Annotated in this window: 18 protein-coding genes; 8 read left to right on the top strand and 10 right to left on the bottom strand. The window is 73.1% G+C overall.

Going from position 1 to position 22,270, the window contains the following annotated elements:
* The first annotated feature begins 4 nt into the window (after window positions 1-4).
* From ACN27C_RS25305 to ACN27C_RS25290, 4 genes are all read left to right on the top strand, one after another.
* On the top strand, window positions 5-124 hold the full coding sequence (locus ACN27C_RS25305) for a SapB/AmfS family lanthipeptide (protein ID WP_088974649.1): 120 nt from the start codon (window positions 5-7) through the stop codon (window positions 122-124).
* Window positions 125-174: 50 nt separating this feature from the next.
* On the top strand, window positions 175-294 hold the full coding sequence (locus ACN27C_RS25300) for a SapB/AmfS family lanthipeptide (RefSeq protein WP_088647629.1): 120 nt from the start codon (window positions 175-177) through the stop codon (window positions 292-294).
* Window positions 295-358: 64 nt separating this feature from the next.
* On the top strand, window positions 359-2,026 hold the full coding sequence (locus tag ACN27C_RS25295; protein ID WP_422748579.1) for an ABC transporter ATP-binding protein: 1,668 nt from the start codon (window positions 359-361) through the stop codon (window positions 2,024-2,026).
* Entirely contained in the window at window positions 2,023-3,831 is a 1,809-nt protein-coding gene (locus ACN27C_RS25290; RefSeq protein WP_422748577.1) for an ATP-binding cassette domain-containing protein, read from the top strand. Before ACN27C_RS25295 ends, ACN27C_RS25290 begins: the two co-directional genes overlap by 4 nt.
* On the opposite strand, the gene ACN27C_RS25285 is transcribed toward ACN27C_RS25290, so the two are convergent.
* From ACN27C_RS25285 to ACN27C_RS25275, 3 genes are all read right to left on the bottom strand, one after another.
* Window positions 3,727-4,338 (bottom strand): response regulator transcription factor, encoded by a 612-nt coding sequence (locus ACN27C_RS25285; protein ID WP_422748575.1) that lies wholly within the window; start codon window positions 4,336-4,338, stop codon window positions 3,727-3,729. The two genes, ACN27C_RS25290 and ACN27C_RS25285, sit on opposite strands and share 105 nt — an antisense overlap.
* Before the next feature lie 114 nt (window positions 4,339-4,452).
* Window positions 4,453-5,085, bottom strand: a complete 633-nt coding sequence (locus ACN27C_RS25280) for a LuxR C-terminal-related transcriptional regulator (protein WP_422748573.1) — start codon at window positions 5,083-5,085, stop codon at window positions 4,453-4,455.
* Window positions 5,086-5,152: 67 nt separating this feature from the next.
* Window positions 5,153-6,607 carry a PLP-dependent aminotransferase family protein gene (locus tag ACN27C_RS25275; protein WP_422748571.1) on the bottom strand — a complete coding sequence of 485 codons (1,455 nt, stop codon included), beginning with the start codon at window positions 6,605-6,607 and terminating at the stop codon, window positions 5,153-5,155.
* A gap of 40 nt (window positions 6,608-6,647) precedes the next feature.
* Here ACN27C_RS25275 and ACN27C_RS25270 point away from each other — a divergent pair, with 40 nt between their 5' ends.
* A complete protein-coding gene (locus tag ACN27C_RS25270; protein ID WP_422748569.1) occupies window positions 6,648-7,643 on the top strand; it encodes a DMT family transporter in 996 nt (331 codons plus the stop codon).
* On the opposite strand, the gene ACN27C_RS25265 is transcribed toward ACN27C_RS25270, so the two are convergent.
* A complete protein-coding gene (locus tag ACN27C_RS25265; protein WP_422748567.1) occupies window positions 7,581-8,795 on the bottom strand; it encodes a hypothetical protein in 1,215 nt (404 codons plus the stop codon). The two genes, ACN27C_RS25270 and ACN27C_RS25265, sit on opposite strands and share 63 nt — an antisense overlap.
* Before the next feature lie 332 nt (window positions 8,796-9,127).
* On the opposite strand from ACN27C_RS25265, the gene ACN27C_RS25260 reads away from it, so the two are divergent.
* Window positions 9,128-10,693: a pectate lyase family protein gene (locus ACN27C_RS25260; RefSeq protein ID WP_030275171.1), complete on the top strand. Its 1,566-nt coding sequence runs from the start codon at window positions 9,128-9,130 to the stop codon at window positions 10,691-10,693.
* Window positions 10,694-10,753: 60 nt separating this feature from the next.
* Here ACN27C_RS25260 and ACN27C_RS25255 read toward each other — a convergent pair whose 3' ends face one another.
* The 5 genes from ACN27C_RS25255 to ACN27C_RS25235 all read right to left on the bottom strand — a co-directional run bounded on the left by ACN27C_RS25255 (window position 10,754) and on the right by ACN27C_RS25235 (window position 17,328).
* Complete coding sequence (locus ACN27C_RS25255) at window positions 10,754-12,487, bottom strand: cellulose binding domain-containing protein (RefSeq protein ID WP_358175967.1); 1,734 nt, start codon at window positions 12,485-12,487, stop codon at window positions 10,754-10,756.
* 28 nt (window positions 12,488-12,515) lie between these two features.
* Window positions 12,516-13,943: a non-reducing end alpha-L-arabinofuranosidase family hydrolase gene (locus ACN27C_RS25250; RefSeq protein ID WP_422748564.1), complete on the bottom strand. Its 1,428-nt coding sequence runs from the start codon at window positions 13,941-13,943 to the stop codon at window positions 12,516-12,518.
* Between the two features lie 287 nt (window positions 13,944-14,230).
* The gene (locus tag ACN27C_RS25245; protein WP_350816584.1) at window positions 14,231-15,295 is read right to left on the bottom strand and encodes an SRPBCC domain-containing protein; all 1,065 of its coding nucleotides are present in this window, start codon (window positions 15,293-15,295) and stop codon (window positions 14,231-14,233) included.
* Window positions 15,296-15,316: 21 nt separating this feature from the next.
* On the bottom strand, window positions 15,317-16,648 hold the full coding sequence (locus ACN27C_RS25240; protein WP_422748562.1) for a low temperature requirement protein A: 1,332 nt from the start codon (window positions 16,646-16,648) through the stop codon (window positions 15,317-15,319).
* An 89-nt stretch (window positions 16,649-16,737) separates the two neighbouring features.
* Window positions 16,738-17,328, bottom strand: a complete 591-nt coding sequence (locus tag ACN27C_RS25235; RefSeq protein ID WP_422748560.1) for a TetR/AcrR family transcriptional regulator — start codon at window positions 17,326-17,328, stop codon at window positions 16,738-16,740.
* A gap of 120 nt (window positions 17,329-17,448) precedes the next feature.
* On the opposite strand from ACN27C_RS25235, the gene ACN27C_RS25230 reads away from it, so the two are divergent.
* Entirely contained in the window at window positions 17,449-19,089 is a 1,641-nt protein-coding gene (locus tag ACN27C_RS25230) for an MDR family MFS transporter (RefSeq protein ID WP_422748558.1), read from the top strand.
* A gap of 74 nt (window positions 19,090-19,163) precedes the next feature.
* Window positions 19,164-20,012: a phosphatase PAP2 family protein gene (locus ACN27C_RS25225; RefSeq protein ID WP_422748556.1), complete on the top strand. Its 849-nt coding sequence runs from the start codon at window positions 19,164-19,166 to the stop codon at window positions 20,010-20,012.
* 7 nt (window positions 20,013-20,019) lie between these two features.
* On the opposite strand, the gene ACN27C_RS25220 is transcribed toward ACN27C_RS25225, so the two are convergent.
* On the bottom strand, window positions 20,020-22,077 hold the full coding sequence (locus ACN27C_RS25220) for a cellulose binding domain-containing protein (RefSeq protein ID WP_422748554.1): 2,058 nt from the start codon (window positions 22,075-22,077) through the stop codon (window positions 20,020-20,022).
* Window positions 22,078-22,270 lie beyond the last annotated feature (193 nt).

The raw sequence follows: 22,270 nt of genomic DNA, 5'->3' as shown, positions 1-22,270 counted from the left end.
CGACATGGCTCTGCTCGATCTCCAGGGGATGGAGCTGCCGGCCGCCGAGCGTACCGGCGGTGGCAGCCAGGCCAGCCTGCTGCTCTGCGGCGACAGCTCGCTGAGCGTCACCACCTGCAAGTGATCCGTCCGAACACCGACGTCAACGTCACACGAGAGAAGTGAGGAAGCGACATGGCTCTGCTCGACCTCCAGGGAATGGAACTGCCGGCCGCCGAGCGTACCGGCGGTGGCAGCCGCGCCAGCCTGCTGCTCTGCGGCGACAGCTCGCTGAGCGTCACCACCTGCAACTGACGATCAGTCGCTTGGCCCCGGACCGGCGTGAGCCGGCCCGGGGCCCGCGGCCTTGGGAGGACCGATGACCCCCGCCGACCGGCTCGCGCTGCGCGCCGTGTCCTTCGCCGGGTGGTGGACACCGACGTTGGCGGTGCTCGCCGTGGTGGAGGCCGCGGCCGAACTGGCGCTCCCCGCCGTCCTGGGGCGCGCCGTGGACGCCGTGGTCGGCTCCGCGCCGCAGTCGTCGTCCGGCCGGTGGATCGCGTTGGTCGCCGCGCTGGTGCTGGTGCTCATCGGCACGCGGGCGGCCAGTGACTTCGGCAGCGGCGTGGCCGGGGCCCGCTCGGTGGCCTCGCTGCGGCACGCCCTGATCCGGCACCTCTTCGCGCTCGATCCGCGCACCGCGGCCCGCCGGCCGGTGGGCGACCTGGTCGGCCGGCTGGTCGGGCAGGTCGCCGACGCCGGGCAGGCCGCGCCGACGGTCGTCCTGGCCGGCAGCGTGCTGCTGCCACCGCTGGGCAGCCTGGTCGCGCTGACCCTGATCGACCCCTGGCTGGGCCTGACCTTCGTGGTGGGACTGCTGCTCCTGGCACTGCTGTTGCGGCGTTTCGTCAGCGAGGCGTCGGACGCGGTCGCCGGCTACCAGCGGGCGCAGGGGGATCTGGCCGGGCGGCTCGTCGAGGCGCTCGCCGGCGCGCGGACGATCGCCGCCGCCGGCACCGCCGAGCGGGAGGTCGACCGGGTGCTCGCTCCGCTGCCGCAGCTGCACCGCCACGGCGTACGCACCTGGCGGGTGCTGGCCGGGGCGTCCGCCCGGGGCGCGCTGCTGAACCCGTTGCTGCAACTGGCGGTCGTGGCGGTCGGCGGGTGGTCGCTGGCGGCCGGGCGGCTGACCCCCGGGGAACTGCTCGCCGCCCTCCAGTACGCGGCGATCGGCGCCGGGCTGGGCGCCGCGATCGCCGCTGTCAACACCGCCGTGCGGGTACGCGCCGGCTGCGCCCGGGCCGCCGAGATCCTCGACGAACCGGCCCGCCGGTACGGTGCCCGGGACCTGCCGCCCGGGTCAGGGCGGCTGGATCTGTGCGGGGTGCAGGTCCGCGGTGACGACGGCCGGCCGCTGCTCGACCGGGTCGACCTGCGGGTGCCGGGCGGGACGCTGCTCGCCGTCGTCGGCCCGTCCGGTGCCGGCAAGTCCCTGCTCGCGGCAGTGGCCGGCCGGCTGCGGGACCCGGACGCCGGCGAGGTACGCCTGGACGGTGTGCCGCTGCGCCAGTTGACGCCGGCGGCGTTGGGCCGGGCGGTCGGCTACGGCTTCGAGCGGCCGGTGCTGGTGGGGGAGACCGTCGGCGCGGCGGTCGGCTGCGGCGCCGACCCGGTGCCGCTAACCCGCGGGGCCCAGGTCCATGACGTGGTGCGGCTGCTGCCCGAGCGATACCGCACCCCGCTGGCCGGGCTGGCCCTCTCCGGCGGGGAGCGGCAGCGCCTCGGCCTGGCCCGCGCGTTGCGGGCCGAGCGGCTGCTGATCCTCGACGACGCGACGTCCAGCCTGGACACGGTCACCGAGCACAAGGTGGTGGGCGCGCTCACCGGCCCGGACGACCGGCGTACCCGGGTGGTGGTGAGCCACCGGGTCGGCACCGCGGCCCGCGCGGACCTGGTGGCCTGGGTGGAGGGCGGCCGGGTGCGGGCGGTGGCCCCGCACGAGGTGCTCTGGGCCGATCCGGCCTACCGGGCGGTGTTCCGGTCGTGACCTCGGTGGGCGCGACCGTCCGCGCCGCGCTGTCGGCGCGGCGTGGGCCGCTGCTGCGCCTGGCCGGCTGGTCGCTGGCCGAGGCGCTGCCGGCGGCGTTGACCGGCCTGCTGACCGCCCGTGCCGTGGACGACGGCTTCCTGGCCGGCCGGCCAGGCGTCGGGCTGCTCTGGCTGGGGCTGCTGGCGGTCGCGGTGCTCGTCGGCGCGCTCGGCACCCGGCAGGCGTACGGGCTGCTGGGTGAGGTGGTGGAGCCGTTCCGCGACGACCTGCTGCGGCGGGTGGTGGCGGGGGCGCTGGCCGGCGCGACGGACGGTCGGGCCGACGACGCGGCAGTGACCCGGTTGACCCACCAGGTGGAGATGGTCCGGGACACCTGGGCCGGCCTGATGATGGTGGTCCGGGGCTTCGTGTTCGCCGCCGGGGCCGCCGTGGTCGGCCTCTTCTCCCTGGCCGCCCCGGTCGCGCTGCTGGTGGCCGGGCCGGTGCTGGCCGGTCTCCTGCTCTTCGCGGCGGCGCTGCCGGCGATGGTCGCCCGCCAGCGCGAGTACGTCCTGGCCGGCGAGCGGCTCGGCCGGGACGCGATCGTGGCGGTGGCCGGCCATCGTGACGTCACGGTGAGCGGGTCCGGGGACCGGGTCGTCGGCTGGCTCGGGGGTCACGTCGACGTGCAGGCCCGGGTGGAGCGGCGCCTGGCCGTCATGGCTGCCGCGCGGAGCCTGAGCCTGGCCGTCGGTGGCTGGCTCCCGGTGCCGCTGCTGCTGCTGGCCGGCCCGTGGCTGCTGCGGCAGGGCCTCGGGCCGGGGGCGCTGCTCGGGGCGCTGGTCTACGTCGTCCGTGGCATCCAGCCGGCGCTGCACACGCTGTTCCAGGGGGTGGCCGCCGGCGGCCTCCGCTTCGTGGTCACCCTGGACCGGCTGCTGCGCACCTGCGTACCCCCGCCGGGGTCGGAGGGCGCGGCGGTCGCGTCGCCGCGCGACCCGGCCGCACCCGCGCTGTCGCTACGGGCGGTGACCTTCCGGTACGGGCCGCACGCCGAGCCGGTGCTGGACGGCTTCGACCTGACCGTGCCGGCCGGCGATCACCTGGCGATCGTCGGTGCGAGCGGAATCGGCAAGTCCACTCTCGCCGGGTTGATGGCCGGGGTGCTGCGTCCGGAGTCGGGCTCGGTCCACGTGTCGGGGACGTCGACCGCCGAGGCGGGCGCCGCCGAGCTGGCGGCCCACCGGGTGCTGATCCCGCAGGAGGCGTACGTGTTCACCGGCACGGTCCGGGACAATCTTCGCTACCTGCGGCCCGGCCTCGACGACGCGGCCGTCCTCCGGGCGGCGGACCGGTTGGGGCTGGCCGACCTGCTGGCCCGGCTCGGCGGCCTCGACGCGACGCTGCGGGCGGCCGACCTGTCCGCCGGGGAGCGCCAGCAGGTGGCCCTGCTCCGCGCCTGGCTGTCGCCGGCGCCGCTGGTCATCCTCGACGAGGCGACCTGCCATCTGGACCCCGCCACCGAGGCGCGCCTGGAAGCGGCCTTCGCCGCCCGACCCGGCACCCTCGTGGTGATCGCGCACCGCATCAGCTCGGCGGCACGTGCCCGCCGGGTGCTGCTGCTCGACGGCGGGCACGCCCATCTGGACAGTCACCGGGGACTGCTGGCCGTCTCGGCGGCCTACCGGGAACTGGTGGGCCACTGGGCGGGCGGCGGGTCAGATCCAGCCGGACTCGCGGGCGAGCCGCACGGCTTCCAGGCGGGTCCGCGCCCCGGTCTTCGCCATGACGTGGGACAGGTGGTTGCGGACCGTTCCGGGTGAGACGCCCAGCTTCTGGGCGATCTCCCGCACCGGGAGGCCCTCGGCCGCGACGTCGAGCACCTCCCGCTCGCGTGGGGTCAGCGGATCGTCGGCGACGTCGAGCGCGGCGACGACCAGGTCCGGGTCGAGCACCGGCTGACCGTCGGCGACCTGCCGGACCCCGTCGGCGATCCGCTCCGGTGGCACGTCGCGATCGAGGAAGCCGATCCACCCGTGATGCTCGGCGAGCACCGCCCGCATCCGTGCGGCGTGACGCCGGTCCACCAGCACCAGCACCCGGCCGCCGTGGTTGTCGTCGGCCGCGGCCGCGAGCGGGACCAACCGCTCCACCGGTACGACGTCGACGTCCACGACGACGACGTCCGGGCGCTCCTGCAGGAGCGCGGCGTGGACGGCGTCGGCGGTGTCCGCCTCAGCGACGACATCGATGTCGCCCTGTGCGGACAGCAGGTGGGCGAGCGCCCCGCGGACCAGCCGTCCCTCGAGGGCGAGCAGCGTGCGGACCATCTCGACTCCCAGCCACGGCCCCCCGCCTTCCTGACGTAACGTAAACATGCGATAACGAGCCGTCAGGAATCTTAGGGAAGTCACTGTCTCGGCGACACCCGCCCGCGCGTGTCGTCAGATCCAGCCGGCGTCCTGCGCGCGCCGCACCGCTTCCCACCGGTTCCGGCCCCCGGTCTTGCGCAACAGGCTGGACACGTGGTTGCGGACCGTGCCCGGGGCGAGGTGCAGCAGCGCGGCGATCTCCCGGCTCGGCAGGCCCTTCGCGGCGACGGCGGCGACCTCACGCTCCCGGTCGGTGAGCGGGTTGACCACGGTGTCGAGGGCGGCGAGCGCGGTCACCGGGTCGGTGGTACGGCGTCCCTCGGCGACCGCCCGCAGCCGGGCGAGCATCTCCTCCGGCGGTACGTCCTTGGCGACGACCGCGCGGGCGCGCAGCCGCAGCGCCGACCGCAGCATCCGGGCCGTCGGCCGGTCCGTCAGCACCACGACCGCGCAGTCCGGCACCGCGGCGCGCAGCGCCGGCACCACTGTCGACATCTCGTCCTCGGCGGTGAGGTCGACCAGGACGAGATCGGGGTGGGAACCGGCGAGGCGGCACATGTCGTCGGGGTCGGCGGCGCACTCCCGCACCACCTCGAAGTCGGCTGCCGCCGCGACCACTCCGGCCACGAGCGTGCGACACAGCCCCGGTCTGCCGAGCACGGCCACCCGAACCGCCGCGGCGGATCCGTGTGGAGTATCACTCACGGGACCACTGTGCCCGAGGCGAGCGGCACCGGTAACCCTACTCGGCCGTACGGTCGCGGTGTTCCCGTCATGTGGGCGGAGGCTCCGTCGCCCGGGTCGGAGTGTCCGGGATGGACGGGACCTGGGCTCGTCGGTGGGGGAGGGCGGTGGACAGGCGGCGGACCGCCCCGTCCATCTGCTCGGGTGGGGCGGCGGCGTAAGTGAGGCGCAGGTGCGGCGCGGGGGGTTCGGCGGCGTACCAGGGGCGGCCGGGGAAGACGGTGACGCCGGCCGCGGCGGCTGCCGCCGTCACCGCGATGTCGTCGGTGCCGTCGGGCAGCCGTACCCACAGGTGCAGGCCACCGCGCGGGACGGCGCGCGGGGCCAGCGACGGCAGGTGCCGGTCCAGCGCGGCGAGCAGCGCCTCCCGGCGGGCCCGCAGCTGTACGCGCAGCGTACGGCGGTGCCGGTCCCAGGCCGGCGCGGTGAGGAACTCCACGGCGGCCTGTTGCAGCGGCCCGGCGACGAAGAGGTCGTCGAGCAGGCGGGCGGCCCGCAGCCGTGCCCCGGCCGGTCCCCGCGCGCCGATCGCGGCGATCCGCAGGCCGGGTGCTGTGGACTTGGTGAGTGAACGCAGGTAGACGACGTGCCCGTCCGGGTCGTCGGCAGCCAGGGGTGGCGGTGCCTCGCCGTCGACGGTGAGGTCGCGGGCGTAGTCGTCCTCGAGCAGGAACGCCCCGGCCCCGCGGACCGCGTCGGCGACCTGGGCGCGCCGGGCGGGGGAGAGCGTCGCGCCGTGCGGGTTGGCGTACAGCGGCTGGCAATAGAACAGGCGGGCGCCGGTGCGGGCGAACGCGGCGGCGAGCTGGTCGGGGCGTACCCCGTCGGTGTCGGCGGGGACGGGCACCACCCGCAGCCCGGCGGCGCGCGCGGCGGCGAGCCCGCCCAGGTAGGTGGGGGACTCGACCAGCACCGTGTCGCCGGGCGTGGTGAGCGCCCGCAGCGTCGAGGAGAGGGCCGCCTGGCCGCCCGGGCAGATCACCATGTCCTCGGCGCGCAGGCCGCCGCCCGCCTCGTGGGCGAACCAGGCGCGCAGGTCGAGGCGCCCCTCGACCGGGCCGCGCTGCCAGGCGGCGGGCTGCCGGGCCGCGCGGGCGAGTGCCGCACCGAGCGCGGCGGCCGGCTGGAGGTCCGGGTCCAGATAGCCGCCGGTCAGCGGGATCGCGCCCGACGGCGGTAACGCCAGCAGCGCCTGCATCTCCTCCTCACCGCCCCGCCGCGAGCCCAGCGCGACGGTCTGCCACGACAGGTCCGCCCGCGGCGGGTCGGCGCGCCGGGCGGCCACGAACGCGCCGCGACCCGGCCGGGTCTCCACCAGCCCGTCCGCGACGAGCCGCCGGGTCGCCTCGGCGACTGTCACGGGGGAGACGTGATGGTGCGCGGTCAGCTCCCGTACCGACGGCAGCCGCGTGCCGGGAGTGGCGTCAGCGGCCAGCGCACCCAGATGCCGGACCACACGGTCGATAGCGCTACCATCGCTCATGACGGCACAGAGTAGCGCTACTACGCGCACGACGGTAACGGTGAGACCGGGCGCCGGGATCGCCCTCGGTGCGCTGGGTGTGCTGGCCTTCAGCATGTCGCTGCCGGCCACCCGCGTCGCGGTGCACACACTCGACCCCTGGTTCGTCGCGTTCGGACGGGCGGTCGGCGCGGCGCTGCTCGCGTGGGGCTACCTGCGGCTGACCGGCGCGCCGCGCCCCACCCGGGACCAGTGGCGACGGCTGTCGATCGTCGCGCTCGGCGTCGTGGTCGGCTTCCCGCTGTTCACCTCGCTGGCGCTCACCACGCAGACGTCGGCGCACGGCGCGGTGGTCGTCACGGTGCTGCCCGCCATGACCGCCGTGTTCGCGGTGCTGCGGGCCGGCGAACGGCCGCCGCCGCTGTTCTGGATTGCCAGCGCCGCCGGTCTGGCGCTGGTGCTCGCCTTCCTCGCCGCCGGCGGCTCGATGCGCGGCGCGCTGTCCGCGGCCGACGTGTTCCTGCTCGCCGCCGTGGTGCTCTGCGGCCTCGGGTACGCCGAGGGCGGCAGACTGGCCCGCGAACTCGGCGGTGCCCGCACGATCTGCTGGGCGTTGCTGCTGTCGCTCCCGGTCACCGTGCCGGTCACGGCGGTGGCCGCTCTCGTCCACCCTCCGCAGGGCGGCGTCGCCAACTGGGCCGGGTTCGGCTACCTCACAGTGGTGTCGATGTTCCTCGGCTTCTTCGCCTGGTACGCCGGGCTGGCCCGGGGCGGCATCGCCAAGGTCGGCCAGATCCAGCTCGTCCAGCCGGTGCTCACGCTGATCTGGTCGGCAGTGCTGCTCGGTGAGGCGGTCACGCCCGGCGCGCTGGTGGTGGCGGGTGCGGTGCTCGCCTGCGTCGTGCTCATCCAGCGCACCCGGGGCGGCACCACACCGGCGCGCGCCCCGGGCGGGCCGTCCTCAGCGGCCCGGCCCGCCCCGGGCGGGGCGTCCTCAGCAGGGCGCGATGGTGCCGGTCACGCCGGAGACGTACGCGTGGCTGACGAAGTGTCCTGACGCGAGGCGGTTCCACTGGGTGGTGGTGCGGTACGGGCCGCTCACCGACTGGCCGACGACCGAGCACTCGATCGGCACGTTGGCGTAGGTGGCGGCCAGGCCGACGACGGGGTTGCTCGTGCCGGGGCCGGAACGGATGTTGAGCGGACCGCTGCCGATCCGGCCCCGGGTGCCGGTGCCGGTCCAGAGGTAGGCGACGTCGACCCAGGCGTTGTCGGTCAGCAGCAGACCGTCCCAGAACGTGCCGTCGGCGAGGTCGATGCCGGCCGGGCTGCCCACCGTGCGCCCGAACTGGTCCCGGCCGCCGTTGTAGCCGCTCTGGTACGCGGCCTGCGCCTCGGGCCGGCCCTGCGGCAGGTCCTTCCACATCTCCCGGGTGCTGCTGGGGTTCCAGTAGTCGTCCCTGGTGTTCCACGGTCCGATGTCCCAGACCGGCGCGTACTCGCAGCGGCTGCGGGTGGTGGTGCAGACCCGGACGGTGTAGTCGCCGGTGTTCTTCGGCGCGAGGCCGCGGGCCGACGACAGCGCGACGAAGTGGTCCCGCGAGACGATCACGTGCCCGTTGGCGGTGGTGCCGCCGACCAGGCCCTCCCGGGTGGCGTACACCCGGTAGGTGAGGCCCGGGGTGGCGGCCGTGACGGCGGCGACCGAGTCGGCGACGAGCCGGACCCCGCGCAGGGTGGGCGTGGCGGACGGCCGTTCGGCGGTGAGCGCCACCCGGATCTGCACCCGGGTGACGGGCTGGTCGAAGACGGCCTCGCCGGACACGGACCGCCACTCGGTCCACGCGCCCGACCGCCAGCCGCGCGCCGCCACCTCGACGGCGCCGCCCCGGCCGGTTGTCGCGGCGATGTCGGCCCGGACCCGGTTGGCCGGCACGGCGAGCGGGTGGGGTGCGGTGACGAGCATGCCCTCGGCCGCCTGCCGGCGCTGGGCGGCCGGTCGGCTCGCCGCGCCGGCGAGGCGCAGTCCAGCGCCGGACCAGCGGACGTTGACGTCGTCGGAGTCGACGACCGTGAGGTCGGCGTTCCACGTGTTGCCGGTGACAGCCGGTTCCGCCAGGGGTGCGGCGGGCGCCGGCGAGACGGCCAGGACGGCGGCGATCGCGCCGGCGACCGCCGCCACCGGGCGGCTCGTACGGGGGTGGGGCATGGGCGCTCCTCGTGAGGGCATGAGGTAGACGAGCTTCGATCTATGGGTGGCGTGCAGGCAACCATCGATCACGCACCCCGTCAAGACGCCGCCCCGCGCGCCCGGACGCCCCGAACAGTGCAAAAAACCTGCAAACGCCAGCTCTTGCCTTCCTGGAAAGCGCTTTCATACGATTGCGTTACATCGATGTTTCATGTGCGATCCGGGCATCGCAGATGAACGACATTCGCCGGCGACGCGCCTGATCGCGTCGCGGCTCCTCATTATTCCCATTCGGTGACTGCCGCTGCTCGGCGGCAATTCCCGCATGCTCGAAAAAGGAATGAGGCGACATGAGAAGACCAGTCGCGCTGCGACTCCACGCGGCACTGGCCACGGCGGTCGTGGGAATCGCCGTCGCCGTGGTGCTGCCGTCCCCGCAGGCGTCGGCGGCGGCCGGCAGCGCCACCGGCTACGCCACCCAGAACGGCGGCACCACCGGCGGCGCGGGCGGGCAGACCGTACGCGCCACCACCGGCACCGCCATCCACGCCGCGCTGTGCGGCCGGGCCAGCAGCAGCACCCCGATCATCATCGAGGTGACCGGGACCATCAACCACGGCAACACCAGCAAGGTCTCCGGATCGAGCTGCAACACCGCCGACGGCGTGATCGAGCTGAAGCAAATCAGCAACGTCACCATCATCGGCGTGGGCAGCGGCGCCGTGTTCGACCAGCTCGGCATCCACATCCGCGACTCCCGCAACATCATCATCCGCAATGTGACGGTGCGGAACGTCAAGAAGTCCGGCTCGCCCACCTCCAACGGCGGCGACGCGATCGGCATGGAGAGCAGCGTCCGCAACGTGTGGGTCGACCACGTCACGCTGGAGGCGTCCGGCGGGGAGTCCGAGGGCTACGACGGCCTGTTCGACATGAAGGACGACACCCAGTACGTGACGCTGTCGTACAGCATCCTGCGCAACTCCGGCCGCGGCGGCCTCATCGGGTCCAGCGAGAGCGACCGCGGCAACGGCTACATCACGTTCGAGCACAACCTGTACGAGAACATCGACTCCCGTACGCCGCTGCTGCGCGGCGGCATCGCCCACATGTTCAACAACCACTACAACGGGCTGCACGAGTCGGGCATCAACTCCCGGGCCGGCGCGCGGGCCAAGGTGGACAACAACTACTTCCGCAACTCCAAGGACGTGCTCGGCACGTTCTACACCAGCGAGCGCGGCACCTGGCAGGTCAGCGGCAACATCTTCGACAACGTGACCTGGTCCTCGCCCGGCAGCGACAACTACCCCGCGGGCCCGAACGTGACCTCCACGACCACCGTGAGCGTCCCGTACTCGTACCGGCTCGACGCGGCGAGCTGCGTGCCGGACATCGTGCGGCAGACCGCGGGCGCCAACACCGGCCTGCGGGTGTCCGACGGCAACTGCACGCCGCAGTCTCCGGCGCCGACCACGCCGGGGCCGACCACGCCCGCACCCACCACGCCGCCACCCGGGACGACCACCCCGCCGCCGTCCGGCGGGACCAACCTGAGCCTCGTCTCCGGCGCCGGCGCGGACGGGTCCAGCAAGGCCGACGGCACCAGCTACGGCAACGTGCGCGACGGCAACCTGAGCACGTACTGGTCGCCGTCCGGGTCGACCGGCACCGTCTCGATCAAGTGGGGCTCGGCCACCACCGTGTCCCGCGTGGTCATCCGCGAGCCGTCGGGCACCTCGGGTTCGATCGGGTCGTGGCAGCTCGTCAACAACGACACCGGCGCGGTGCTCGCCTCCGGCAGCGGGGCCGGGCAGATCACGTTCGGCGCGACCTCGCTGAAGAAGATCAACTTCAAGATCAACAGCTCCGGCGGTACGCCGAGAGTCGGCGAGTTCGAGACGTACGCCAGTTAGCAGTCACACACGAGCGGGGGCGGCCGATCCGGCCGCCCCCGCCCTCGTGCGTGTCCCCGGTCAGAGGGTGAGCACGACCGTGGAGATGCTCCGCGCGCCGACGTTCACCGTCACCTGGTTGCCGTTCACGCCCACCGGCTGGCTCGCCGCGCTGGCGTTCTGCGACGTGGCCACGTACTCCGCCCGGCTGACGTTCTGCGGCGCCTGGATGACCGCGTTGTTCACCGCGCTGGTCGACCGGTTGAGGATCACCAGCGTGACCTTCCCGTCGCCGGAGTAGGCAGTCACCTCCAGCGGCGACGCCTTCGAGCTCTTGGTCAGGGCGACCCGCTGGTAGCCGGGCCGCACGTACTTCGCGTACTGAGAGAACGCGTACCCCCGCTTGAGCGGCGCGCCCGCCACGGTGCCGTACGCGGACTCCCCGTCACCGATGAACGAGTAGTAGCGCTTGCCGTACCACCAGACGTACGCGCTCCAGTTCGACTCCATCGACTTGTGCACGGTGCGCATGATGTCGTCGAGCGTCTCGTTCCAGACCGTGGCGTTGGCCGGGTTGCCCCAGATGTTCGAGCCGCCGCCGTCGGCCTCGTGCAGGTTCCACTCGGTCATCCACACCGGCTTGTTGTACTGCTGCGCCAGCGTGTACGGCTTCAGCCGGCCGGACGCCTCGGTGCCGTACAGGTGACCGCCGATGTAGCCGATGTTGTTGCGGGCCGCCGCGTCGTTGAGCGTCGGGTCGGTGTAGCCGTAGTTCAGGTTCACCGCCTCGGCGACCATCAGCTTGGTGTTCTGCACCTTGGCACCCTGCTCCCGCACGAAGGTCTGCAGCTCGGTGCCGCTCCAGTCCATCGAGTCGTAGTCCGGGTGCCAGTCCGGCTCGTTCTGCACGGACGTGACGTCGATCGTCACGCCCTGGTTGCGCATGTACTGGACGTAGCTGTTGAGGTGGCCGGCGTAGTCGTCGTAGTAGTCGGTGCGCAGCTTGCCGCCGTTGATCCGGCTGTTGTTCGTCTTCCAGGCCGCCGGGGCGGTCCACGGCGACGCCATGATCTTCACGTTCGACCCGTACGACTTCGCCGTCCGCAACGCGCTGACCTGGGTGCTCCACTCGCCGGACACCGGCGAGATGCCGGTACGCACGATGGACAGGCCGAGCTGGTTGGGACCGAGCCCGACGAGCGTCTGCGTCTCCGCCGTCGACCAGGCGCCGCCCCAGATCGACACCGCGGCGCCGAACCCGTCGATCGTCTGGTAGCGGCTGGCGGTGTTGACGGTGATGTCCGCCGCCCCGGTGGGCGGCGGGCTGCTCGGTGAGGTGGTCGGCGAACTCGTCGGCGAGGTGGACGGCGACGTGGTCGGCGACGACGTCGGCGTCGTGCCGCCGGTGCAGGTCACCCCGTTGAGCGCGAAGCTGGTCGGTGCGGGGTTGCTGCTGGTCCAGGCCCCGTTGAAGCCGAACGACGTGGTGCCGTTGGTGGGGATGGACCCGTTGTAGTCGACGTTGCGGGCGCTGACCGCCGCCCCGCTCTGCGTCACCGTGGCGTTCCACGCCTGGGTGATCGTCTGGCCGGCGGCGTAGGACCAGGTGAGCGTCCAGCCGTTGACCGGGTCACCGAGGTTGGTGACAGTGACGTTCGCGCCGAAGCCGCCCTGCCACTGCGACGACACGGCGTAGGTGACCGCGCATCCGGCGGCCGCCGCTCCGGCGGGCAGCGCCGCGGCCATCGCCGTCGACGCCAGCAGGACCGCGCCGGCCGACAACACCGCGGTACGGGTCGTCTGGTGCCTTCTCATCGGACCTCTCTCTCCTCGATCGGCCGGCTCAGCGCTGCAGGGTGAGCAGTCCGGGTCGGTAGGGCAGGAGGCCGTAGTCGCCGCCGGAGTTGGGGGAGCGGCCCTGGTAGAGCAGTTGGAGGTTGCAGGGGTCGACGGTGAAGGTCTGGTCGGCGGTGGTGCGGATCAGTTCGCCGTGGCTGATGTCGTTGGTCCAGGTGGCGCCGCTGTTGGCCTTGCCGGCGAACGGGTTGGATTCGGTGGCGGCCTGCGGGGTCCAGGATCCGTTGAGGCTGGTGGCGGTGAAGGAGCGGAAGTAGCGGCCCTGGGAGCCGATGGCCTCGACGATCATGAGGTAGCGGGTCTGGCCCTGCAGCTTGTAGACCTGCACGGCTTCGAACAGGTTGTTCGTCGAGTCCGACATGATGGTGGTGTAGTTGGAGCCGAAGCTGCCGGGGAAGTTGCTCAGCGGCATGCTGGAGCGGTAGATCTTGCCGTTGTCACCGGCGAAGAACAGGTACATGTTCTGGTCGTCGGCGATCAGCGTCTGATCGATCGGGCCGGTACCGGAACCGGAGATGCTGCCGGTGAACAGCGGCTGCGCCGACGACCACCCGTTCGGATTCGTCGGATTCGTCGAGGTCCGGTACGAGAACGCGGTCGGGCCCCACTGGTAGGCCAGGACCCAGATGTTGCGCGGCGCGAAGTAGAACAACGTCGGCGCCACAGTCCCCGACGACATCGCGTTCTGCGACGCCGAAGCCATCTGCGACCAGTTCGAGAACAACCCGAAGTTCATCGACCCCCACGACGACCCGGTGTCGTGCGTGGTCGCGTACACCAGGTGCTGCCCGTTGTAGGGCACCACTGTGAAGTCCTTCAGCGACACCCAGCCCGAGCGCGGCTGCGCCAACGCGCCAGTCGACGACCACCGGTACGACGACGGCAGGCTGCACGTGTTGCCCGGCGGCGGCGTCGTGGGCGGTGCGGTGGTCGGCGGCGCCGTGGTGGGTGGCGCGGTGGTGGGTGCGCCGGTCGGGCCGCCGGTCGGCGTGGTGGTGCCGCCGGTGCAGGTCACCCCGTTGAGCGCGAAGCTGGTCGGCACCGGGTTGCTGCTGGTCCAGGAGCCGTTGAAGCCGAACGACGTGGTGCCGTTCGTCGGGATCGACCCGTTGTAGTCGACGTTGCGCGCGGTGACCGCCGCTCCGCTCTGGGTCAGGCTCGTGTTCCACGACTGGGTCACCGTCTGCCCGGCGCCGAACGACCACGTCAGCGTCCAGCTCGACACCGGGTCGCCGAGGTTCGTGACGGTGACGTTGGCGCCGAAGCCGCCCTGCCACTGCGACGAGATCGCGTAGTTGACCGAGCAGCCCGCGGCGGCGGCCCCGGCGGGCAGCGCCACGGCGACCGACGCCGACGCGAGCAGCGCGGCACCGGCCGACGCCAATATGGCATTGACTCGTCTGGATCTGGACATGGATTGACCTCCTGCGGGGGCGGCGGCTCTGGCATTGGCGGTGGCGATTGTGTTGTGAGCGTTAACAGCCGCGTCAGGGATGGTACGGGAGCGCTCCCACGCACTCAACAACCCATTTCCGCACCCACCGCACCAGCCCTCACTGACCGCGCTCACCCCGCGCTCACCCCGCCCACCCGCGCGCCGGCGCGCGCCCGTACCCGTTGATCATGAAGTTGACCGCGTTCAATGCGGACAAATCCGCGGTCCAACTTCATGATCAGCGGGGTGAGGCGGGGTGGGGGTGGTCAGGCGGGGGTGCAGGGGGTGTTCTCTGTGGTGCAGGCCGTGGGGGCGTTGTGTGAGGGGTCGGGGTCGCGGACGTCGAAGCGGATGGTGGCGGACTCGCCGCCCGGCAAGGCGCTCCCGGTGAATGTGACCACCGGGCCGTCCTGTGTGGCCTCGGCTCCGCTCACGCTGCCCACTGTGGCGCCGTCGTGCAGCGTCACCGTGACCGTCCAGGTCGGACGCGGTGCCGGGCCGGGATTGCGCAGCACCACCTCGCCCCGGTAGCCGAAGACCCGGTCGGTGACCGTCTCGTACGTGGCGCTCAGCGGCGCCACCACCACGGTCGAGGGCGTCGGGCTCGGCGTACGGCTGGGGGTGGGTGACGGCGTCGGCGAGGGCGACGCGCTGCGGCGGCTGGCACTGGGTGTGGGCCGCGCGGTCGTGGGCCGGACGGAGGGCGCGGCGCTGGACGGCATGACCAGCGACGTCGTGGGCGCCGGCGCGGCCGGTGCGGGCGGCTCTCCGGCGGTGGCCCACACCGTCGCCCCGGCCGCGGCGGCGATCAGCGTCACCGCCCCGGCCGCCAGCAGCACGCGGCGCCGCCCGGGCCGGCGCTGGTCGTCGCCGAGCAGCCGGACCACTGGTAGTTCGGCAGTCAGTCCGCCCTCGGCGCGGCGCAGGTCGACGTTCTGGAACGCCAGCCAGTCGAGGATCGCCGGCAGCCGTCCGGTGACCGCCTGCTCGTGCTGCTCGGCGCGGGCGTCGGCGTCCCAGTCGCCCTCCTCGAGCACCTCGCGGACGGACAGCCGGGTGCCGTGGGCGGTGGGGGTCAGGTCGCAGGCGAGGCGGGTGGCCCGGCCGGCCTCCCGGCAGCGGACGACCAGCCGGTCCGGCGCGCGCAGCTCGACGGTCTCCACCTCGGTGTCGCCGTCGTAGCCGGGCAGCGCGGCGGTGGCCAGGATCCACCGGTCGGACCCGGGCGCGCTGTCGGCGAACCACTTGGCCAGCAGCGCGCGTTCCGTGAGCGCCCGCCAGATCCGGGCGGGCGGGTGGAACAGGTCGACCTCGGTGACGATCTCGATCACGCGGAGACTCTAGGGCCTGTGTCAAGGCCGATGGGGGGCACCGTCGCCGTCGTCGTGCCAGCGGGTCCGCCAGGCGGCCTCGCTCTCCTCGGCGCTGGCCTTCTCCTCGTGCATCAGCCGGCGCAACGCGACCCGGGAATCGGCGAAGATCACCAGCTCGGCCGCCACCAGGGCCACGCAGATCGCGGTGAGCAGTCCCAGCGCGCCGAGCGCCGGCAGGTGCCGGCCGACCGGCAGCGCCGCGGCGAGCAGGGCCAGGGCCCCGACCCGGGTCCAGGACAGCGTCCCCAGCGCGCGCCACTGGAACGCCATGTTGGCGGCGAGATAGACGAGCACGCCACCGAAGAGCAGTGGCACCGCCGGCCCGTGGCCGCGCTCCATCGCGCCGCCCGCCGGATCGGTGACGATCCGGACCAGTTCCTCGGCACCGATCGCGAACAGGATCACCCCGGCGATCATCGGCAGGTAGAGGTAGGCGTACGCGTCGCGGGCCAGCGTCACCCGCGCGTGCCCCTGGGCGGCGTGCAGCGCGATCCGGGCGGCCGGGCCGACCATGTCGAAGTGCGCCCACCAGAGCGCCGCGGTGAACAGGATGCCGAAGATCGCCGCCGGGATCGCCGGCCAGGTCACGGCCTGACCGAGCAGGTTGCCGCCGACGCCGACCGAGATGACCGACTCGCCGAGCGCGATGATCAGGATCAGGTCGTACCGCTCGGTCCAGTGCTCGGCCGAGGTGATCTTCCAGCCGTCGGTGCCGGCCAGCAGGCCGCTGCTGTACTGGATGGCCACCACCGCGATCCACAGCCCGTCGCGCAGCCACGGGCCGACCTCCGGCGGTACGCGCGGCGGCAGCAGCGCCGCCACCAGCAGCAGGGTGGCGGTGACCAGCGCCTCCGGCAGGAACAGCCGCAGCTTGCGCCGGGCCGGCGGGTCGTCGCGCGTGGCGTACCAGTACAGGGTGGTGTGCACGAACCGGATCACCACGTAGCTGATCGTGACCAGGATCGGCCCTGCGCTGCCCTTGCCCAGGTCGCCGAACGTCTGCGGCAGCGCGAGCGCGAACGTGAACAGCGCGATCATGCCGACCACCATGAGGATCGGCACGAAGCCCTCGCCGAGGCGCAGCCGGGCGGCCACCGCGCTGTGCACCACCCAGCACCACCAGAGCACGGCGAGCACCAGCAGCGCGTGCAGCAGTTCCCGCGGGGTCACGTTCGCGGCGGTGGCGCGCGTGATGATGAAGAAGGACACCACGAAGACGAGGTCGAAGAAGATCTCGAACCGGTCGACCCGGGTGGCGGGGGCGACGCCGGTCGCCGGCCCGAGCCCTTTGCGCCACCGGTCGCCACCCACCGGGCGAGTGTGTCAGGCCAGGTCAGGCCGGGTGTCGCTTTCGCCCGCCATTCCACCGCTCCGACGGGGGAGCGGCAGCCCTTGCCCGCTCAGCCGGCAGTCGGTGCGGCTTGGGCGAGTACGTCGCTCAGCACGTCGCGCAGCGACCGCCCCGGGTGCTCCAGCCACTCGTGCGCCGCGATCCGCAGGGACGCGAGGAACGCCGCGGCGACGATCCGCGCCCGCAGCGGCGCGTCGGGTCCGGTCAGCCGGCGGGCCAGCTCCTCAGCCATTTCCCGCTCCAGGGCCGCGTACGCTCCGACCTGGTGCGCGGCCAGGCTCGGGTGGCCGTGCAGCCGGCGGCGCCGGTTGAGCCACGGCTCGGCCGGGTCGTCGTAGCCGTCCTCGGCCTGGGCCAGGGCGGCCCGGGTCAGCGCCGCCCACGGCGACAGCTCGGCCGGCTGTTCCGCGACCAGCGTGAGGAGCCGGCGCAGCCGCACCGTGTCGCCGTGGAAGAGGGCCTCCTCCTTGCCGCCGAAGTAGTTGGAGAACGTCCGCCGGGAGACGTTCGCGGCGTCGGCGATCGCCTCGACGGTGATCCGGTCGGGGCCGTGCTCGACGGCGAGGGACAGCGCCGCCTCGTGCAGCGCCAGGCGGGTGGCCGCCTTCTTCCGCTCCCGCAGCCCGGTGCACTCCTCCATGGGCCAAGCGTAGGTGACCCATTTCTCAATGGGCAAACTTGCCTATCGGGCAAGGTTTAGTGTTGATTGCTTGAGGCAACGAAGCGGCCACCCGTATCGACACATCTGGAGGACGCGCGCATGAGCGCACCCACCACGACGGCTGAGGCCGCCCCCATGAGCAAGCGGAAGACGCTGGAGGCGCTCAGCGGCCTGCTGCTGGTGCTCTTCGTCGCCATGCTGAGCAGCACCGTGGTCTCGACGGCCCTGCCGAAGATCATCGGAGCGCTCAACGGCTCGCAGACGCAGTACACCTGGGTGGTCACCGCCACCCTGCTCACCGCCACCGCGACCACCCCGATCTGGGGCAAGCTGGCCGACCTGTTCAACAAGAAGCTGCTGATCCAGATCGCCATCGTGGTGTTCCTGGTCGGGTCGGTCGCGGCCGGCTTCGCGCAGAGCGCCGGGCAGCTCATCGGCGCCCGCGCGTTCCAGGGCATCGGCGTCGGCGGCCTCCAGGCGCTCGTGCAGGTCGCCATCGCAGCCATGATCCCGCCGCGTGAGCGCGGCCGCTACAATGGCTACCTGGGTGGCGTCATGGCGCTGGCGACCGTCGGCGGCCCGCTGCTGGGCGGCCTGATCGTGGACACCTCCTGGCTCGGCTGGCGCTGGTGCTTTTTCGTCGGCGTACCGGTCGCGGCCGTCGCGCTGTTCCTGCTCCAGATCACCCTGAACCTGCCCACCGTGCGCCGCGCCAACGTCAAGATCGACTACCTGGGTGCCACGCTCATCGCCGCCGGCGTCAGCGTGCTGCTGATCTGGATCTCGTTCGTCGACGACTCGTTCGCCTGGGTCTCCTGGCAGACCGGCGCCATGGTCGGCGGCTCGGTGCTGCTGCTCGCGCTCGCCGTCTGGGTGGAGGCGCGGGCCGCCGAGCCGGTGGTGCCGCTGCACATCGTCCGCGAGCGCACCACCGCGCTGGCGATCCTCGGCAGCCTCGCGGTCGGCATGGCCATGTTCGGCGGCGCGGTCTTCCTCGGCCAGTACTTCCAGATCGGCCGCGGCTACAGCCCGACCGAGGCCGGCCTGCTCACCATCCCGATGATGGCCGGTGTGCTGATCTCCTCGATCGTGGCCGGCCGGATGATCACCGCCACCGGGAAGATCAAGCCGTACATCGTGTTCGGGTCGGTCGTGCTGGTCATCGGGTTCGCCATGCTCGGCACCATCGACCACGAGACCTCGCTGGTCTTCGTCGGCCTCGCGATGTTCATCGTCGGCGTCGGCGTCGGCATGACCATGCAGAACCTGGTGCTCGCCGTGCAGAACACGGTCGCGCTCAAGGACATCGGCGCGGCCAGCGCCAGCGTGGCGTTCTTCCGCTCGCTCGGCGGCACCATCGGCGTTTCGGTGCTCGGCGCGGTGCTGGCCCGCCGGGTCACCGACCGGATCACACACGACCTCGCCGCGGCCGGCATCCCCACCTCCGGCGGAGGCGGCGGCAGCACGCTCAACCTCGACGCGCTCCCCGAGCCGGTCCGGCAGATCGTGCGGGCCGCGTACGGGGACGCAACGGGGCACATCTTCCTGATCTCGGCCGCCATCGCGGTGGTGGGTATCGTTGCGGCGCTGCTGCTGCGCCCGGTCACCCTGCGTTCCAGCCTCGACCTGCCGGACACCGGCCGTTCGGTGGCGGTGGGGGCGGACGCCGTCGACGGCGCGCCCGCCTTCGACGAGGTGAGCGTGGACTCGGCCGGCCGGGAGGAACGCGCCCGCCGCTGAGCCCGTACTCCCAGGGCCGTCGCCGACCCCGGCGGCGGCCCTGGTCCATGCGGGGACGAACCGAAGGAGGAGCCGTGGACGCCACGCGGACCGCGCCCGCCCGCCTCGCCACATGGCAGCGGGCCGCGCGCGAGCTGGCGCTCGTCGCCGTGCTCTTCCTGGCCTACAAGGCGGGCCGGCAGGTGGTCGCCGGGCACGCCGACGTGGCACTGGCCAACGGCGAGTGGGTCTGGCGGCTGGAGCGGCTGCTGCGCCTGCCCGACGAGACGCTCGTGCAGGGGCCGCTGCTGTCGCACGAACTGCTGGTGCGGCTGGCCAACTCCTACTACGCCTACGTGCACTTCCCGGCCACCGTGCTCTGCCTGGTCTGGCTCTGGCTGCGCCGCCCGGCCCACTACGTGCGGCTGCGGCGGGCCCTGGCGGCGCTGACCGCGGTGGCGCTCGTGCTGCACGTGTGCGTCCCGCTCGCGCCGCCGCGGCTGACCGAGCTCACCGGGCTGGTCGACACCGGCACCCGGTTCGGCCCGAGCGTCTACGGACCGCCCGACACCGACCAGCTCAGCAACCAGTACGCGGCCATGCCGTCGCTGCACGTGGGCTGGGCGCTGGCGATCGCGCTGGCCCTGACGGCGGTCACCGCCGGACGGCTGCGCTGGCTCTGGCTGCTCCATCCACTGGTGACCGCGCTCGTGGTGGTGGTCACCGGCAACCACTACTGGCTCGACGGCGCCGTCGCGGTGGCGCTGCTCGTGGCGATCCTGGCCGTGCTGCCGCGGCCCGTGCCGGACCCGCCCGTGCCGGTCTCGCCGGCCGGACCGGTGCGCCCGCACGTGGTGCCGGCGCCGCGCCGGGCCGGCCACCGCCGGAACCCGAAGGTCCCGGCGGCGGCCGACGTGCGGCTGCGGCCACCCGGCCGGGGCTGACCGCCGCTCAGCGCAGCGTGCAGACAGTGCCGTTGAGGCGGAACGCGCCCGGCGGCACGTTCGGCCCGCTGTACGCGCCGACGAAGCCCACTGTCGTGCTCCCGCCGCCGGCGGCGAGCCGCCGGTTGTCGTCGGTGGGTGTCACCCGCACGTCGCGGCCCTGCTGGTTCCAGGTGGCGCTCCACCCGCTGCTCACCTGCTGCCAGGCCGTCGGCCAGGTCCAGGTGAGCGTCCAGCCGTCGACGGCCTTCGCGCCCGTGTTGATCACCTCGACGTTCGCCACGTACCCGTTGCCCCAGTCGTTGTCGGCGTCGAACCGCACCGCGCAGGAACTCTCGGCCGGGCTGCCGGTGGCGAACGTCAACGGCGGGGACGACCACGAGACCCGCCCGGCGGTGTCCCGGGCGAGCACGTTGACCGTGTAGCGGGCGCCCGGTTCGAGGTTGCCGACTGTGAGCGACGTGCCGGCGGTCTCGCCGAGCTGCTCGCTCACCGCGCCGTGCTGGCGGTGCACCTCGTACTTGGCGATCGGCGCGGCACCGGGCGTGGCCGCCGGCCAGGAGATGGTCGCCGCGCGGTCGGTCACCGCGCTCGCCGCCGGCCGGCCGGGGGCGCCGGGCCGCCCGGCCGAGCTGCCGGCCGGTCGCAGCACGAGCGTGGTCAGCGAGTACGGCGGCAGCGTCCGCGCGGTCGCGTCGCCCGAGCGGGCGGTGCTGATCCCGGTCGCGCCGTTGGCGAACGTGTGCACTGTCGGCGCCTCGTCGGCCGGGGTGAACCCGGCGTAGTCGAGCGCCACCGGGTGGGCGGTGTCCGGGTCCTTGTTGAGCAGCAGGACCGCGACGCTGCCGTCCGGCCTGCGGACCGCGTGCGCGGCGACCAGCGGCTCGTCCGTCCCGGCGCGGACGAGCTGGTCACCGGGGCGGGCGAACAGGTTCATCATGGACAACGCGTGGTACGGCGCGAACGGGGTGTTGAACGCCGGCTGGCACACCTCGCCGTCGCTGGTGCAGTTGCCGCTGGACAGCAGCCCGAAGTCGCCGTAGTCGGTCTGCCCGGCCACCTCGGAGACGGTGCCGATGCCGTTGTGCACGTTCCACCACTGCACCGTGAACACGCCCTGCTCCAGCAGGCCGCTGTAGGCGTCGGCGAGGAACAGCGCGCCCGGTGCTGTGGTACGGCCGGCGTCCACGTTCAGCTCGGTGAAGCTGATCCCGATCCGGTCCGCGCCGGGGCCGGCGTACCGGGCGATCTGCTGGCGCAGCAGCCAGGCCGCGTCCGGCAGGTGGTTGGTGCGGGCCAGCGAGTCGGCCGCGCTGCCGCCCGGGTACCAGTGCACGTCCACGAAGTCGATCTTCGGACCGGCCAGGGAGAGCACCGTCTGGTTCCACGGACCCGGGTCGGAGCCGGCGGTGATGCCGTCCGGCCAGTTGCCGGGCATGGTGAGCACCGCGCCGACCTTGATGCTCGGGTCCACCGCCTTCATCGCGTCGGCGTACTCGATCACCAGCCGCGCGTACTGGCTCGCGCTCTTGTCCGGGTGGTCGTCGGCCTCCCAGGCGGAGCCGTAGTGGCCGTTGCCGTAGTTCTCGTTGCCGACCGTCCACCACTTGGCGCCGTAGCCCTTGGTGACGTTGGCGTAGCGGACCCAGGCCGCCGCCTCGGCGGGCGTGCCGGTGCCGTAGTTCGCGATGATCATCGGCTCGGCGCCGACGCGGCGGGCGCCGGCCATGAACGTGTCGAAGTCGGTGTTCGGCGCGACGTAGCCGCCGGGCGCGGTGTGCGTCTCCCAGTGGTAGATGTCGGCGTACGAGCCGCCGGGGTAGCGCAGCATCTTCACGCCCGCGGTCTTGAGCAGGTCGGACGTCTCGGCGGTGCCGAGCTGCGCGTCCCAGATGGCGTGGTTGACGCCGAGCGCGGTGGCCGGGACGGTGGCCAGCCCGGCTCTGGTGTTCACGGTGACGGTGACCGGGTCCGTGGGGTCGGCGGCGGCGACCGGCCCGCCGGCGGTGCCGAGCGCGGTGGCGAGCAGCAGCAGGCCGGCCGCGAACGCAGTGGGTCTTCTCATCCGGGGATGTCCTTCGGGGGGAGTGGGACGACGGGAGATGCCCGGTTCTGCGTCGTCCTCCCGGCGCCCTGACGGCGGCGGGATGCCCACGAACGACGATCGGCTCCGCGCGGCGAGCCATCGATCAGAATCATACGCCCGGAGCTCGGCGTGCAGGGCTTAATTTATAGACAGGAGTCTTTACTGTTAAGAA

Source organism: Micromonospora sp. WMMD1219, assembly GCF_049315215.1.
GTDB classification, from domain to species: Bacteria; Actinomycetota; Actinomycetes; order Mycobacteriales; family Micromonosporaceae; genus Micromonospora; species Micromonospora tulbaghiae.
Note: the sequence above shows the minus strand (reverse complement) of the source record. Positions and strands in the feature narration are given on the sequence as shown.